General features: G+C 59.6%; 9 protein-coding genes. 4 read left to right on the top strand and 5 right to left on the bottom strand.

Annotated elements, in window-relative coordinates; all coding sequences use genetic code 11:
* Positions 1-15: 15 nt before the first annotated feature.
* The 4 genes from flhD to P3T40_RS38170 form a co-directional block, all read right to left on the bottom strand.
* A complete protein-coding gene (gene flhD / locus P3T40_RS38185) occupies positions 16-333 on the bottom strand; it encodes a flagellar transcriptional regulator FlhD (protein ID WP_429272875.1) in 318 nt (105 codons plus the stop codon).
* Between the two features lie 267 nt (positions 334-600).
* Positions 601-978, bottom strand: coding sequence for a YkgJ family cysteine cluster protein (locus P3T40_RS38180; RefSeq protein WP_429272896.1), 378 nt, complete (start codon positions 976-978; stop codon positions 601-603).
* 272 nt (positions 979-1,250) lie between these two features.
* Positions 1,251-2,651 (bottom strand): mercuric reductase, encoded by a 1,401-nt coding sequence (locus P3T40_RS38175; protein ID WP_429272874.1) that lies wholly within the window; start codon positions 2,649-2,651, stop codon positions 1,251-1,253.
* 125 nt (positions 2,652-2,776) lie between these two features.
* Positions 2,777-3,316: a carboxymuconolactone decarboxylase family protein gene (locus P3T40_RS38170; RefSeq protein ID WP_429272873.1), complete on the bottom strand. Its 540-nt coding sequence runs from the start codon at positions 3,314-3,316 to the stop codon at positions 2,777-2,779.
* Positions 3,317-3,428: 112 nt separating this feature from the next.
* On the opposite strand from P3T40_RS38170, the gene P3T40_RS38165 reads away from it, so the two are divergent.
* The gene (locus P3T40_RS38165) at positions 3,429-4,403 is read left to right on the top strand and encodes an AraC family transcriptional regulator (protein ID WP_429272872.1); all 975 of its coding nucleotides are present in this window, start codon (positions 3,429-3,431) and stop codon (positions 4,401-4,403) included.
* Here the strand turns inward: P3T40_RS38165 and P3T40_RS38160 are convergent.
* Entirely contained in the window at positions 4,400-6,700 is a 2,301-nt protein-coding gene (locus P3T40_RS38160; protein ID WP_429272871.1) for a bifunctional diguanylate cyclase/phosphodiesterase, read from the bottom strand. The genes P3T40_RS38165 and P3T40_RS38160 overlap by 4 nt on opposite strands.
* Positions 6,701-6,922: 222 nt before the next feature.
* Between P3T40_RS38160 and P3T40_RS38155 the strand changes: the two genes are divergently transcribed.
* From P3T40_RS38155 to P3T40_RS38145, 3 genes are all read left to right on the top strand, one after another.
* Entirely contained in the window at positions 6,923-9,112 is a 2,190-nt protein-coding gene (locus tag P3T40_RS38155; RefSeq protein WP_429272870.1) for a S46 family peptidase, read from the top strand.
* Positions 9,113-9,596: 484 nt separating this feature from the next.
* Positions 9,597-11,864 (top strand): beta strand repeat-containing protein, encoded by a 2,268-nt coding sequence (locus tag P3T40_RS38150; RefSeq protein ID WP_429272869.1) that lies wholly within the window; start codon positions 9,597-9,599, stop codon positions 11,862-11,864.
* A 56-nt stretch (positions 11,865-11,920) separates the two neighbouring features.
* Positions 11,921-13,636 (top strand): ShlB/FhaC/HecB family hemolysin secretion/activation protein, encoded by a 1,716-nt coding sequence (locus P3T40_RS38145; protein ID WP_429272895.1) that lies wholly within the window; start codon positions 11,921-11,923, stop codon positions 13,634-13,636.
* Positions 13,637-13,713 lie beyond the last annotated feature (77 nt).

Genomic DNA, 13,713 nt, shown 5'->3' with positions numbered 1-13,713 from the left:
ATTCAGGAATCCTCCTTAGACGAATTGTTCAGCCTTTTGACTGGCGAGCAGGATCGCCGTATGCGCGGGCGTCACATCTACGTGTCCGTCGGATTGAGTCAATGTAGACAGGATGGTGTGGTTGTTTAGACGAGACTGGCACAGCAACTGATCGGACGCAGCGAGCTTGACCACTTGCGCGAGGGTGAGCGTCGCAAGAAGCTCGGCGCTTTGCGCCGACAGCCCGAGCCGGAACATGCCGATCAGCCTGTCCTCGCGAAGCAGACGCTGGGCCAGCATGACATAGGACAGGTTGACCTCCCTGATGAGGCTTAGCGTGTCGCCCTCGTTCATGTTCTTCAATTCCCTCGGTGAACGATCCGCCGTGTTTATTACCGCGATCGCGTGGCGCACTGATGCCTCGTACGCGGGTACAGGCGCACGTTTCAGCTTGCGGTGATTTACGGCTAGAAACACTAAGTTACATTTAGATACGTTTGAGAGGAGTGTGGAGAATCCCTCAGCTAAAGACAACTTCGGTGAAAGTTGCGGAAAGGTAAATGGCCGGCTGGCGATTACGGCGTCTTACTTTGGGCTAAGGTCAGACGCTGTCCTCGAAGATTAAAGCCACGAAGCTTGTGCGTGTGTGCAACAAGTGGCCTGAAGTGGCGGCAATCCAATGTTCGCGCGGAGGCGCTGACAATCAGGATTGGGAGACCCGTCTTCAAGCCATACGCGATACTCTCGACACGGCGTGGGTCGCTGCGCATAGATGGCGCAGCCAATTCCCGGTTTCCCCACTTCACCCAGCAACGCAACGCATCGCCCAGCCCCGGCTTCGGTACCCTTCATGCATGCGATGACTGGGTTGACCTTGCTCACGAGTTCATCTGGAACCGTCCCGCCGTGACCGGCCATCTCGCCGATGTACATGGAAATCCTGAAGTGCTTGCAGCAAGCTCCACATGAAAGGCATGGGTTGCTCGCGTCGTCGGGCATGTCCACGAAAACACGATTATCTTCTTGAATCCTGATGATTTGTACTTGCTCGTCGGCTGACATTTTTTCTCGACCTGCGCGACTTATTCAAGGCAGGGCAAGATTAAACGCATCGATATAAATGCCGCGCAAAAAAATACGCGCAAGTCGAAAAGAATGCAGCACGAGTGACCAGCTTCCGGGTTGAGCGTACGCCACGCGAGAAGCCCGTCGATCTCTGACGGGCTTCGCACAACAAGCGCTTTTTGCCTTGACCTAGCCGCCTACGGTCCTCATTCCGTTGCTCTCGCAGGCACGTTCGACAGAAGCGGCCCGAATCCTTCAGCGAAAGTCAGGTGCGAGATGACCGCATCGCGGAGCGTCTGATATGGAAGCCCAGCGAGTATCGCCGTCTGCATCGCGGCCATCACTTCTCCCGCTTCCGAGCCGATCATCGTGAAGCCCAGAATGCGATCATCGTTCGCGCTGACGAGGACCTTCATGAAGCCCTGTGTTTCATCCGTTGCTTCCGTTCGCAGCACGTTGCTCATCGGCAGCGTCGCGACACGTACCGCGATGCCGTCGCGCTGCGCATCGCTTTCGCTCAAGCCCACGCGCGCGAGCGGCGGATCGGTGAACAGCGTGTACGGAACCAGACGGTCGGACGTTCTGCGATTTCCGCCGGCCATGTTGTCGCGCACGATCCTGAAGTCATCGACCGATACATGCGTGAACTGCGGACTGCCCGCGACTTCACCGATCGCCCAGACATCTGGCGCCGACGCTTGCAACCGGTCGTTCACGCGAATGTATCCGCGTTCGTCAAGCTGGATGCCTGCCTGCTCCAGGCCGATGTCGGCCGTGTTCGGAATGCGTCCTGACGCAACAAGAATGTCGCTGCCATCAATCGTCTGCTCTCCTGAAGCCATGCGCACGACAATGCGGACCTGCGTTCCGGAGCGGCCTTCGACACCGATCACTTCGGCACCCAGCACAACGTCAATCTCTTCCGCCCGGACAATGCGCATCATCTCTTCGCTAACGTCCGCGTCTTCGCGACTCATCAGCCGGGACCCGCGCTCGACGATTGTCACACGGCTGCCGAAGCGGCGATAAGCCTGCGCCATCTCAATGCCGATATAACCGCCACCCAGCACGACGAGATGCGACGGCGCGTAGTCAAGATCCAGCGCCCCGATATGGGTCAACGGCTCGGCGGCGCCCAGTCCCGGCACATCAGGAATCGCGGCGTGCGTGCCTACGTTCACCACCACTTGATCACCGCTGAGCGTGCGCGTACCGCCATCATTGAGTTGAACCTCGATCGTCTTCGGTCCGACAAACCGGCCAACGCCCATAATCAATTCAGCGCCGCTCGACGCATACGCCTGCACATGAAACGCTGCTTCTCTTTCGATCATGCCGCGCTTGCGCTCGCGCACTTTTGCCATGTCGACGGAGACGGGACCCGTCGTCATGCCAAACTGAGCAGCATTTCGCGTCAGATGCGCAACTCGCGCGCTCCAGATTTCGTTCTTGCTAGGCAAGCAAGCGACGGCGGGGCAGGAGCCGCCTACCCACTGCCGTTCGACCACGGCCACGCGTTGTCCGGATCGGCCCAGATGCCACGCCAACAGCTTACCGCCTTGCCCACTGCCGAGAATCAACGTATCGAAATGTTCAACTTGAGACATGATTTCCTCACATTCAGCTAAAGGTTAGTTAGTACTGCGAGGCAGGAATCCAGCCGTCTGCCTGAGAACATACGCGTAGCGGGCGGTGCGCCATTGCATGAGCTATCCGCCCGGCAACGCGGGTGTCACTTGACCGGCGGAAAATCGACGTCGGTGTCGTTAATGCGGTTGAACGTGTTAGTGAAGATCGTCATGGCGATAGTCAACGAGATATCGGCCAGTTGCGTGTCGCTGTAGCCGGCAGCACGAATGGCCGCAAATTCGCTTTCGCTGATCGTGCCGCGCGTGGTCTGCAGATTCAGCACGAAGTGGACAAGCGCATCGCGCTTTGCATCTCCCGTCGCCTGACCTGCGCGAATCTGCTTGAGTGCTTCGGGCGACAGGCCGACCATCTTCCCCAACATCGCGTGCGCGGCGACACAGTAGTCACAGCCGGTCTGCTCGCTAACGAGCAGCTTGATAGTTTCCAGATCCTGCTTGCTCAGACTGCTGGACGCCAGCGCACCTTCGGCGTTCAACGCGGCGCTCAATGTTGCGGGAGCGAGATGGCCCAGCGCCGCGAACAGGTTAGGCACGCTGCCGCCGGCGATTTTCCGGACTTGTGCATAGACATCGGCGGTAGCGCCAGTGGCGTTCGTAACAGCGGGGATAGCGATGCGACTCATGATGGACCTCATTCAGTGGTGGTTAGGAGCCTCCACTTTAGAGCGACATAATGAGCTTGTTGAGACCGTAAATTATCAATAAAATGCTCAAAAGTATCATCTGAGGCAAAACATGTCACCTCCACTGGATTGGCTCAGCCGCCTGCTCGGCATGATGACCGTGCGCGGCCAACTGGAACTTCGATGCTCGTATGGCGCACCCTGGCAGGTCGTCTACGGCGATTCGGATGCAGGCGAGATGCCCTATCACATCGTGCTCAGCGGGTCCGCCATCCTGGAGACGCCCGGCACCGGCAGGCCGCAGAACCTTTGCGCCGGCGACATCGTCATGTTGACGCACGGTTCCGCCCATATCCTTCATGACGGCAGTGGGGCGCGGCCGAAGCCTGCACGTCAACGTGAAGGCTTAAATCTGATCATTAGCGAAAATAAAGGGACTGGCGAGCGCCTTGACATGCTCTGCGGCCGAATCGTTTTGGCGCCGCCACATGACCGGTTTGTTCGCGCGTATCTGCCTACTCGGCTTGTCATCCGAACATCGACCGCCGAGGGTTCCGGTGACGGCGAGACGCCTGCCCAACTGAACGGCCTCGTGGCGCTGATGCGGGGGGAATCGAACCTGGGCAACCTGGGAGGCTACGCGATGATGAACGCGCTGTCGGCGGCTCTTTTCGCGCTGGCGCTACGCATGGCCAGCGAGTCCGACGAAGCCGCCACCGGGCTACTGGCACTCGCTGGATATCCGCGTCTAGCCCCGGCACTCGCGGTCATATTCAACGAGCCGGCACGCGAGTGGACCCTGTCCACATTAGCCGACCTCTGCAGCATGTCGCGCGCGACACTGATTCGTCACTTTCAGGAGAAGGTGGGACGCTCGCCCAATGACCTTTTGACCGATGTCCGAATGGCGTTGGCCGCCAATGAGCTGAAACGGCCAGGCGTTTCCACCGAGGTCGTGGCCGAGAACGTCGGCTACAAGTCCGTGGCTGCATTCAGGCGCGCCTTCACTCAACACATGGGCATGACGCCGGCGGACTGGCGCCGTTCCGAGTTGCAGAAGCTGCATGCCCCGGTCACGAAACCTTAGCCCGATCCACCAGCCGGTGTTTGCTGCCGATGCTTTTCCACCCAGCGCGCAAAGTCTTCCGGCGGCAGCGGCGGCGAGTACAGATAACCCTGGTACATTAGGCAGCCGTGGTGATGCAGAAAATCGCGCTGTGCTGGCGTTTCTACGCCTTCAGCGACGACACTCAGCTTCAACATGTTGCCAATGTTTATGACAGTCTGTGCCAGAGATTCGGCCATTGCGTCGACCCCGATACCCCGCACAAAGCTTCTGTCAATCTTGAGCTCTTTGACGGGGAACCGGTGCAGATAGGTCAGCGACGAGTAGCCTGTACCGAAGTCATCGATCGACAGCGCTATTCCAAGGGCATGGATCGCCTCGAGCGACGTATGAATACCATCGGCCGACTCGTCAAACATGACTCGCTCGGTCATCTCCAGGATGAGGCTGGCAGGCTTCAGACCATGAACTCGCAAGGTGTGCGCGATAAAGCCTGGATAGTCTGGACGCTTGAAGTCGGCGGCACAGACATTCACGGATATGTTGGGTACGTTGATTCCCACGGCGCGCCACTCAGCGAGTTGACGGCAAGCCTCGTCCAGCACCCAGGCATCCAGTTTTGCAATCAGGCCGCTTTCTTCCGCGATGGCAATGAAGCGGTCCGGTGGAACGATCCCGAGTTTCTCGTCGTGCCACCGAACCAGGGCCTCGGCCCCATGCAGTGCTCCCGTCACATCGACCTTGGGCTGGTAGGCAACGCTCAGGCCTCTCCCTTGCAAGGCACGTTGCAGCGCGATTTCCAGTTCGAGCTGTTCTTTGGCCTGACGCTCATACAGGGGAGCATAGAAATGCACCTGGTTGCGTCCCGTGCTCTTCGCCTTGTACATTGCCATGTCTGCATTACGCAGCAGGGTATCGGCGTCCTGTCCGTCGTGTGGATACAGTGAGACGCCGATGCTCGCACTCAGCGTGATGCTGGTGTCGTATTTTGCGTTGACGGTGATAGGTTGGTACAGGGCCTGCAGGATCCGCCCGGCTACGTGGGCCGCCCTATGTACGTCACAGTTTTGCAGCACGGCCAGAAATTCGTCTCCACCGAGGCGACCAATCACGTCTTCACCTCGGACGCAATTGCGCAGACGCCGCGCGATTTCGCTCAACACTTCGTCACCGGCAGAATGGCCCTGCGTATCGTTGACGCGCTTGAAACGGTCCAGATCGATAAACAGTATCGCGAACTGTGACGAATCCCGGCTGGCGTTCGTTAGGATACGGAACGTTTCCTTGTTGAGTTGCGCCCGGTTGGGCAAGCCGGTCAAGGCATCGAACCATGCCAGCGTCTGCAACTGACGTTCCATTGCGAATCGCGTACGCAATTGTCCGCTGAACATCAGAACCAGCATGATGGTAAGCGCGTTCAGTATGGCAGTCACCATACCAATGGCAAATGCCCGCTTACGCCAGCCGGCGTAGATGTCTTCAGTCGCCAGACCAACGACCACGACCAGTGGATATTTCCCGATCCGTCTGAAACTGTACAGGCGCTCGATGTGGTCGAGTACAGCAACGTCGACATAGGTTCCCTGATCCGATTGCACGAGCGGGGGAAAGGAATGGCCGCCGGCGAGTGTGCTGCCTATATCGTCCCTGTGATACGGTTGCCGCATCAGGACAGTGCCGTCTGTGCGCAACAGGGTGAGGGTTCCGTGATCGCCGAGTATCGAGCCTTCGAACAATTGATGGAAATAGTTTAGCCGGAGCGTACCTGCAACAATACCTGCGAATTGGCGGTTTGCATCATTGAGACGCAGGCTTAGCGCTATCGACGGTTGCACAGTATTGCCCACCCGCGGCACGAAGGGCTTGCTGAGATACAGCCCCGTCCCTTTCTGCTGTTGTTGAACTACGAAGTAATCGCGGTCGCTCACATTGAACGTTGGCGGCGGATTCGAACGGGAGTCGAGGACGGCGTTGCCAGCAGCATCTGCCGCGAATATCACGCCCAGTTCTCCTACACTGTTGGCCGCGCTGAAAGCGACGAGCCGCCGGACTTCGGGAGGGAGCTGGAGGATGCTGGGGGTCTCCATACTGGTCACGACATCCCGCATTGCAAGCTGGTAGATGTCGAGATTACGCTCGGTCTCCTTTTGCAGGGAGAGCACGAGGTTCTGTGCGGTATTGCGGGCCTGCGCCATGGCGTCCAGCCTCATCTGATACAGCGAGACCGCCGTGACGCCGGTGGTGGCAAGCGTGATGCCAATCCCCGCGAAAATGAACAGGACCGGCTTTGCCAGAAGGGAATTCCTGATTCGAATCATAGTCTTCCGGAACGAGGAGCCAGCCACGCGATGGCGCGGCACTTCAGGCAGTATATCGACAAGGATGGCGAAATCTTTACGCCCAGCCTGGTCACGACGATTGCAGAGCTTTCGCGAACCTAACGAATGTCGACTTTGTCATTTTGGGCGGATTGCGAGGAAGAATCGAGTGAGTTAGGCTAGCCCGTTCGCGAAAGTCACACAAAAACCCTTGAGGACATAATGCTAAAGACTTCGTTGGCGGCAGGCATGATGCTCGTTGCGTGGACAATATTCAACTTGAATGACGCGTACGCCGATGAAGGCATGTGGCAGCCGCCGCAACTGCCAGGCTTGGCTGGCCGACTTGAACAACGCGGGCTGGCTCTCGATCCCAAACAACTCTCAACGCTTAAGTCATGGCCGCTCGATGCAGTCGTGAGCCTTGGGTTTTGTACGGCATCCTTCGTTTCGCCGGATGGCCTGCTTGTGACGAATCACCACTGCGGCTATTCCGCCTTGCAATACAACTCCACGCCGCAAAAGAATCTGATCAACGACGGATTTCTCGCGCACACCAAGGGCGACGAACTGCCGGCCGACCCAACCCAACGTGTCTACGTGACCGAGCAGATCAGCGACGTCACGGATCGCATCAACGCTGCGCTCAAGCCGGAGATGGACGGCTATGCACGCTTCGTTGCCATCGATCAGGTAAAAAAGGATCTCGTAGAAGCCTGCGAGCAACCAGGCTATCGCTGCGACGTGTACACCTTTAGCGGCGGCTATGACTATCAGCTCATCAAGCAGAAGGAACTGCGAGACGTACGGCTCGTGTATGCGCCGCCATTATCCATCGGCAACTTCGGCGGTGACGTCGACAACTTTATGTGGCCGCGTCACACAGGCGATTTCACCTTCCTGCGAGCTTACGTCGCGAAGGACGGCAGTTCGGCATCGTATTCGAAGGACAACGTGCCTTATCGTCCGAAGGACTGGCTTACGGTCAATCCGAAAGGTGTGCGTGCCGGCGACTTTGTGATGGCGGCGGGCTATCCGGCGCAGACAGACCGCTACCGGCTGGCCGACGAATTGCAAAGCACGATTGATAGGGAATACCCAGAAAGGATCAGCGCCTGCAAGGACCTGATCGCGATGCTCGATACCGCAGGCAAGACCCATCCGGAAGTCGACGTCAAATACGCGGACTTCGTCGCGAACCTGAACAACGCGATGAAATTCTGGCAAGGCACTCTCGATGGGCTGGCGCGCAGCAATGCACTTGCCGTGAAGCGTTCCCAGGAAGCCGCGCTCGATCAATGGCTTGCTCAGCAAAAGCCCGGCGGCGCACTCGACGGCGCCGGGTTGCAGGCGGGCGTCGCGAATCTGCGCCAACTCGTCGATGCACAGTTGAAATTGAGTGACCGTGATTTCGTACTGCGTATCATGCAATATAACGGGTTGTTTCACGCGTCCTATCAGATCGTACGTCTTGCACAAGAAAAGCAGAAGCCCGACCTTGCGCGTGAGGACGGCTTTCAAAAGCGCGATGAAATCAGCTTGCTCGGCGAGCAGCAACAGCTCGATCGCCGGTTCGATCCGGGTGTCGATCAGCGGATGTTCGTCTACGACCTGCAACACTACGTAAAACTGCCGTCCGGTGAACGTCTGCCGGCACTTGACCGATGGCTTGACGGCGCGAGCGACGAAGCCGCCCTGACGCGTAAAGTTGCGGCGCTTTATGCCGGTACGAGGCTGACCGACACCGCGGCGCGGGTAGCGTTGCTGTCGACGACGCCCGCGCAGATCGACGCGAGCAACGATGCGTGGATCAAGCTGATGCGCGACCTGATGCCCGATCTGCTCGCCGTTGAGCACGAACAGAAGACGTTTGAAGGCAACGAATCCGCTGCCCGCGCCAAATACATGGCTGCGCTGGTTGCGTTCAACGCAGCGCACGGGCTGCCGGTTTACCACGATGCGAACAAGTCGCTGCGCGTCACTTTCGGCACGGTACAGGGCTACAAACCACGTGATGCGGTCGAATACATGCCGTTCACGACCGTCGAAGGCATCGTCCAGAAAAACACCGGAGTCGAGCCGTTCAACGCGCCGCCGGCGGAACTGGCGGCGATTCGAAGCAAGGCGTTCGACGGGTTCGGTTCGGCGGAGAACGGCACGCTGCCCGTCAATTTTCTTGCGAACCTCGATATCACCGGTGGCAACTCTGGCTCGCCGACGTTGGACCGCAATGGGCAACTGGTCGGTCTCGCATTCGACGGCGATTGGGAGGGCGTTAGCTCCGGCTGGCTGTTCAACCCCGATGAAACGCGCTCGATTCAGGTCGACGTACGCTACATGCTATGGGTGATGCATCACCTCGACCACGCGGATAATCTGCTCGACGAAATGCAGGTGCCAACGATCCACTGACCGTGCGCGACGGCCGCTTCGCAAACTGTTATTTTGTGCCGTCGCAAATGATTCAACGCCTCAAATCGACCTATACAAGTATTGTCAAGGGAACTGTGCGGTAGACCACTTAACCTTCATTATTCCTCAGACATATTGGGCTAATTTTCGTGGCGAGTGCTTTTATAATGAATCTTGCCCGGTCGATATTGATTCACCCCATTCCATCGTTTAATGTTTTTCCGGGCGTCAAATACCTGGTATCTCGACCGGTATTGCGAGTTTTTTGTATGCCGGGCAGTGCCGTGGCCAAAGCGGTCGTTGTGCCCTGGAGGAAGACATGTCGCGACTTGGATATCGAGTAGCGTTGGTCCTGCCGATTCGTTATTTTTCCTTTTCACCTCGCGTTCCACTTTGTTACAAGAAACGGGTGCATGGTTTGCATCTCCGCTTTATGCACCGGCCCGTTGTCACACTGCTTATACCCATCGCGGCCTCTTTCTGGGTGCCTTTAACGCACGCGGCGGGCGTGCTTCCGCAAGGCGGCCAGTTTGTTGCAGGCAGCGGCAAGATCACCAGCGGCAGTTCCGGGCTCAGCATCTCGCAGACAAGCACGCGCGGTGTGATCGACTGGAATACCTTTTCGATTGGTGCGGGGCAACACGTCACGATCAACAATGGCTCGGGCGCGACGCTGAACGTTGTCACCGGCAGCAGTCCTTCGTCGATTAGCGGGTTGCTGAGCGGGACCGGCAGCGTATACCTGATCAATCCGCAGGGTGTGCTGGTGGGGCCCACTGGCGTCATCACCACAGGTGGCCGCTTTGTTGCCTCGACGCTCGGCGTATCCAACAGCGCGTTCATGAACGGCGGATCGCTAACGCTCAGCGGCAATGGTAAGGGCACTGTCGTTAATCTCGGCGCGATCAGCTCGACTGGCGGCGATGTATTCCTGATTTCGCGCACGACCGTCTCGAACCAGGGCACCGTGACGGCGCCCAACGGAACCGCCGAGCTTGCCGCCGGTAGCCAGGTTCTGTTGCAGGATTCGTCTTCAGGTCCGCAGGTGTTCGTGCAAGCCGGCAGCGCCGGGCAGGTGCTCAACTCAGGCACGATTCGGGCGGCGCAGATCAATCTGCAGGCTGCGGACGGCAACGTGTACGCGCTTGCCGGAAGTCACAGCGTGCTGCGCGCGACGGGCACAGCCACGCGCGACGGCCATGTCTGGCTGGTTGCAAGCACCGGCAACGTCAATGCCCAGGACACCATCGAGGCGGCGAATGCAAACGGCAGCGGTGGCACGGTCGATATGAGCGGCAAGACGTTGAATGTCCACGGCGCGACTGTCGATGCGGCACAGTGGAATCTGACCGCGCCCACCTTCACGATCGACGCGGCCACGGCCAGCGCACTCGCGCAGAACCTGTCGCTCGGAACCTCAGTGGACGTGACGACGACGGGCGCCGGCGGCACTAGCGGCGACCTGACCGTATCGTCCAGCCTGAGCTGGAAGGGCGCTGCGTCGCTTGCGCTGAATGCCTATCACACGGTCGACCTCGGACAGCATGTCGCCGTCGCCAATACAGGAAGCGGCAATCTGACCTTGCGCGCGGATGCTGCCGGAATCGACAACGGCGGCAGCGTAACCAACGCCGGCACGATCGACTGGTCGAAGAGCACGGGCATCGTTTCTGCGCTCTACGACATGACCGGTAGCTGGCAACCCGGCACGATACGAAGCAATAGCGCGTGGAGTGCTGCTCCGTTTAGCGGACTGCTGACGCAGGTCACGGCGTATCAACTCGTGAACACGCTCGCGGATCTGAACAACGTCTCGCAGAACCTCGCAGGCATCTACGCTCTTGGCAACAATATCCAGGCTGACCCGTCAGTCTCATCCAACCCAATCGGCGGCACACCGGCTACGCCGTTTACCGGCCAGTTCGACGGAATGGGACACACCATCAGCGGACTTGATTATGCGACGACGAATTCGGAGTCCACTACCGGGGCCATCGGTTTATTCTCGACAGTAGGCACAGCAGGTGTCGTGCGCAACCTGGGCGTGGTCGATGCATCCGGCTCGAGTATATTCGCACGCATCGGCCTCATTGCAGGCGACAACCTTGGTCTGATCACGAACTCGTACAGCACCGGCGCGTTGAGCGAAGGAAGCTTCGGAACGGGCAGTGGCGGCGGAGTGGCCGGTCAGAATGACGGCACAATCGAGCGCTCCTGGAGCAGCGCGGGACTCAACGGGCAGGGCTCGTCTGGCGGCCTTGTCGGCACCAACAACGGTCTGATCCTGCAGTCATACGCCACGGGCAACGTAAACGGCGGGACTCACGGCGTGCAGGGCGGCCTCGTTGGTACGAACTCGTCGACCGGCGTCATCAACCAGTCTTACGCCACCGGAACGATCAGCACTGAAGTTGGGGCCGGCGGTCTGGTCGGGAACAACGCCGGATTAATTGAAGAGTCCTACTCTGCTGCGACGCGGGCGGCGGGAGGTCCCCCGGGCGCGCCGTACGGCGGGATTGCCGAGGAGAACACGGGCACCATCGCGAATAACGTCTTCTGGGACGCAGACACCGCGGGTGGCGCTCCGGGCGTAGCCAACGGTACGCAGATTCCCGCTGCCAATGGTTTGACGACCGCGCAAATGAGCGTTCCGGCCAGCTTCGGTTCGAGCTGGAATTTCAGTCCCAACGGAACGTGGGCGATCCCGGCTGGTGCGACTTCGCCTGTACTGCGATGGCAAGTTGAGCCTTGAGCGGCCAGCGTTGCGAGTCGCCGCGTAAGCGGGCGCTTGCTGCCACCCGCGCGGGGATGGGCGCCGCCCTGATCGCTTTTGCGAGCGCGGCGGCGGCGCAATCGTATCGTGACGTGACGCCCCAGCCACCCCCCGCAGCCGCGCACCAACCAGCGCCACCGGTTCCCTCCACGGGCGACCTCAACGCCACGCAGGTGGCCGTCGAGACGCTGCGCGGCCTGGTCTTCGCCGCCGATCACCGTGTTCAGTCACCCGTCACGCAGGCAGCGCAGGGAGCGATCACCGCGCAGGGTCTGCCGCTACTCGACGCGTCGTTCCTCGCCGGCTTCTTAACCGACCTCGGCCGGCCCATGACGTTCGGACGGCTTGCGCAGATACGCCGCGCAGTTGTGCAGCGCTATCGCGAGGCGGGGCAACCGCTTGTCGACGTGTATGTTCCCGAGCAGGATGTGTCGGGCGGCGTCGTGCGGATTGCGGTGGCAAGCTACCGCCTGGGTAAGGTGATCGCGCGCGGTAACCGCTATTTCTCCGATCGGCTGCTGACCGGAGAAATGCCGCTCACCAGCGGCGAATCGATCAGCGAAGCCGAGGTGACTTCGGGGCTGGCACTACTCAACCTGAATCCATATCGGACGGTGGATGTGGTGTACACGCCTGGGGCGGCTGAAGACTCGACGGACGTCGTGCTGGAAACGCAAGACCGTCTGCCGCTGCGCCTGAGTGCCGGCTACGACAATGCGGGTGTGAGCCAGCTTGGCCGGGACCGCTTCTTCGCGGGAATCGACTACGGCAATCTGTTTGGTCTCGATCAGGAGATCGGCTACCAGCTCACGACGAACAGCGACCTGTTCGACGGCCGCCCGGATATCTTCGGCGGTGCTAACCGCCCGCGCTTCGTAGGTCATTCATTCAACTACAGCGCGCCGCTGCCGTGGCTCGATCGGGTCGAGCTATTCGGCATGTATGCGCAGAGTACGCCGGATCTGCCGGACAGTTACGGACAGACCGGAATCTCAGCTCAACTGAGCTTTCGTTACGACTGGCGGATCGTGTCGTCAGGGCAGTGGCAGCAGCAGTTGCAGTTTGGCTATGACTTCAAGCGGTCGAATAACAACCTCGAATTCGGCGGCTTCCAGGTGTTCGGTTCGAATACCCACATCCATCAATTCGTCTTTGCCTATGACGTCAGCAAAACCGACACGCTCGGCCAGGCATCCGCGAATGCAACGCTTGTCCTGAGTCCCGGGCACTTCGACGGCGATGACAATGACGCGGCCTTCAACACCTCGCGCCTCGGCGCGACAGCGCGCTACGCGTACCTGCAGTCTTCGGCGCAGCGCGATGTGGCGATTGGCGCCGGATTTTCGCTGTATGCGCGAGGCGTGTTCCAGTGGACGCCGAATACGCTGCTGCCCAGCGAGGAACTGGGGTTGGGCGGCGATAGCAGCGTGCGCGGCTACGAGCCGTATGTCGTGCTGGGCGACCGGGGCTGGAATCTGCAGACGGAACTGCGCACGCCGCCGCTCGGATTCGGCGCGACGGGCACAGCGCTGCAGCCTTTTCTGTTCGTCGATGCCGGACACGTCTGGAACCGCATCGATGAGCCGGCCGAGCAGAGCAACGGTTCGCTGGTTAGTGTCGGCGCGGGCTTGCGCTTTCAGATGTCGCGATTTGTCGCCGTACGCGGTACCGTTGGCTTTCCGCTGCGCGCAGCCTTGCCGGGAGGCTCGACAGCGCCGCTGGCAGTCGTGTATGTCGTGATTGGCACCTAGGGGTAGTGTCAGGGTAAGCGCCGAAGCCAGAGCTCTTTGAGACGCGCCCTTTATTCTGTACGCTGTAGCAGATAGGC

Origin of the sequence: Paraburkholderia sp. EB58 (genome assembly GCF_050436665.1) — a bacterium.
Classification (GTDB): Bacteria; Pseudomonadota; Gammaproteobacteria; order Burkholderiales; family Burkholderiaceae; genus Paraburkholderia.
Note: the sequence above shows the minus strand (reverse complement) of the source record. Positions and strands in the feature narration are given on the sequence as shown.

Bases quoted from the DNA above. Each gene is read 5' to 3' on its own strand.
- flhD (WP_429272875.1), bottom strand. From the start codon at position 333: ATGAACGAGGGCGACACGCTAAGCCTCATCAGGGAGGTCAACCTGTCC.
- P3T40_RS38180 (WP_429272896.1), bottom strand. From the start codon at position 978: ATGCCCGACGACGCGAGCAACCCATGCCTTTCATGTGGAGCTTGCTGC.
- P3T40_RS38175 (WP_429272874.1), bottom strand. From the start codon at position 2,651: ATGTCTCAAGTTGAACATTTCGATACGTTGATTCTCGGCAGTGGGCAA.
- P3T40_RS38170 (WP_429272873.1), bottom strand. From the start codon at position 3,316: ATGAGTCGCATCGCTATCCCCGCTGTTACGAACGCCACTGGCGCTACC.
- P3T40_RS38165 (WP_429272872.1), top strand. From the start codon at position 3,429: ATGTCACCTCCACTGGATTGGCTCAGCCGCCTGCTCGGCATGATGACC.
- P3T40_RS38160 (WP_429272871.1), bottom strand. From the start codon at position 6,700: ATGATTCGAATCAGGAATTCCCTTCTGGCAAAGCCGGTCCTGTTCATT.
- P3T40_RS38155 (WP_429272870.1), top strand. From the start codon at position 6,923: ATGCTAAAGACTTCGTTGGCGGCAGGCATGATGCTCGTTGCGTGGACA.
- P3T40_RS38145 (WP_429272895.1), top strand. From the start codon at position 11,921: ATGGGCGCCGCCCTGATCGCTTTTGCGAGCGCGGCGGCGGCGCAATCG.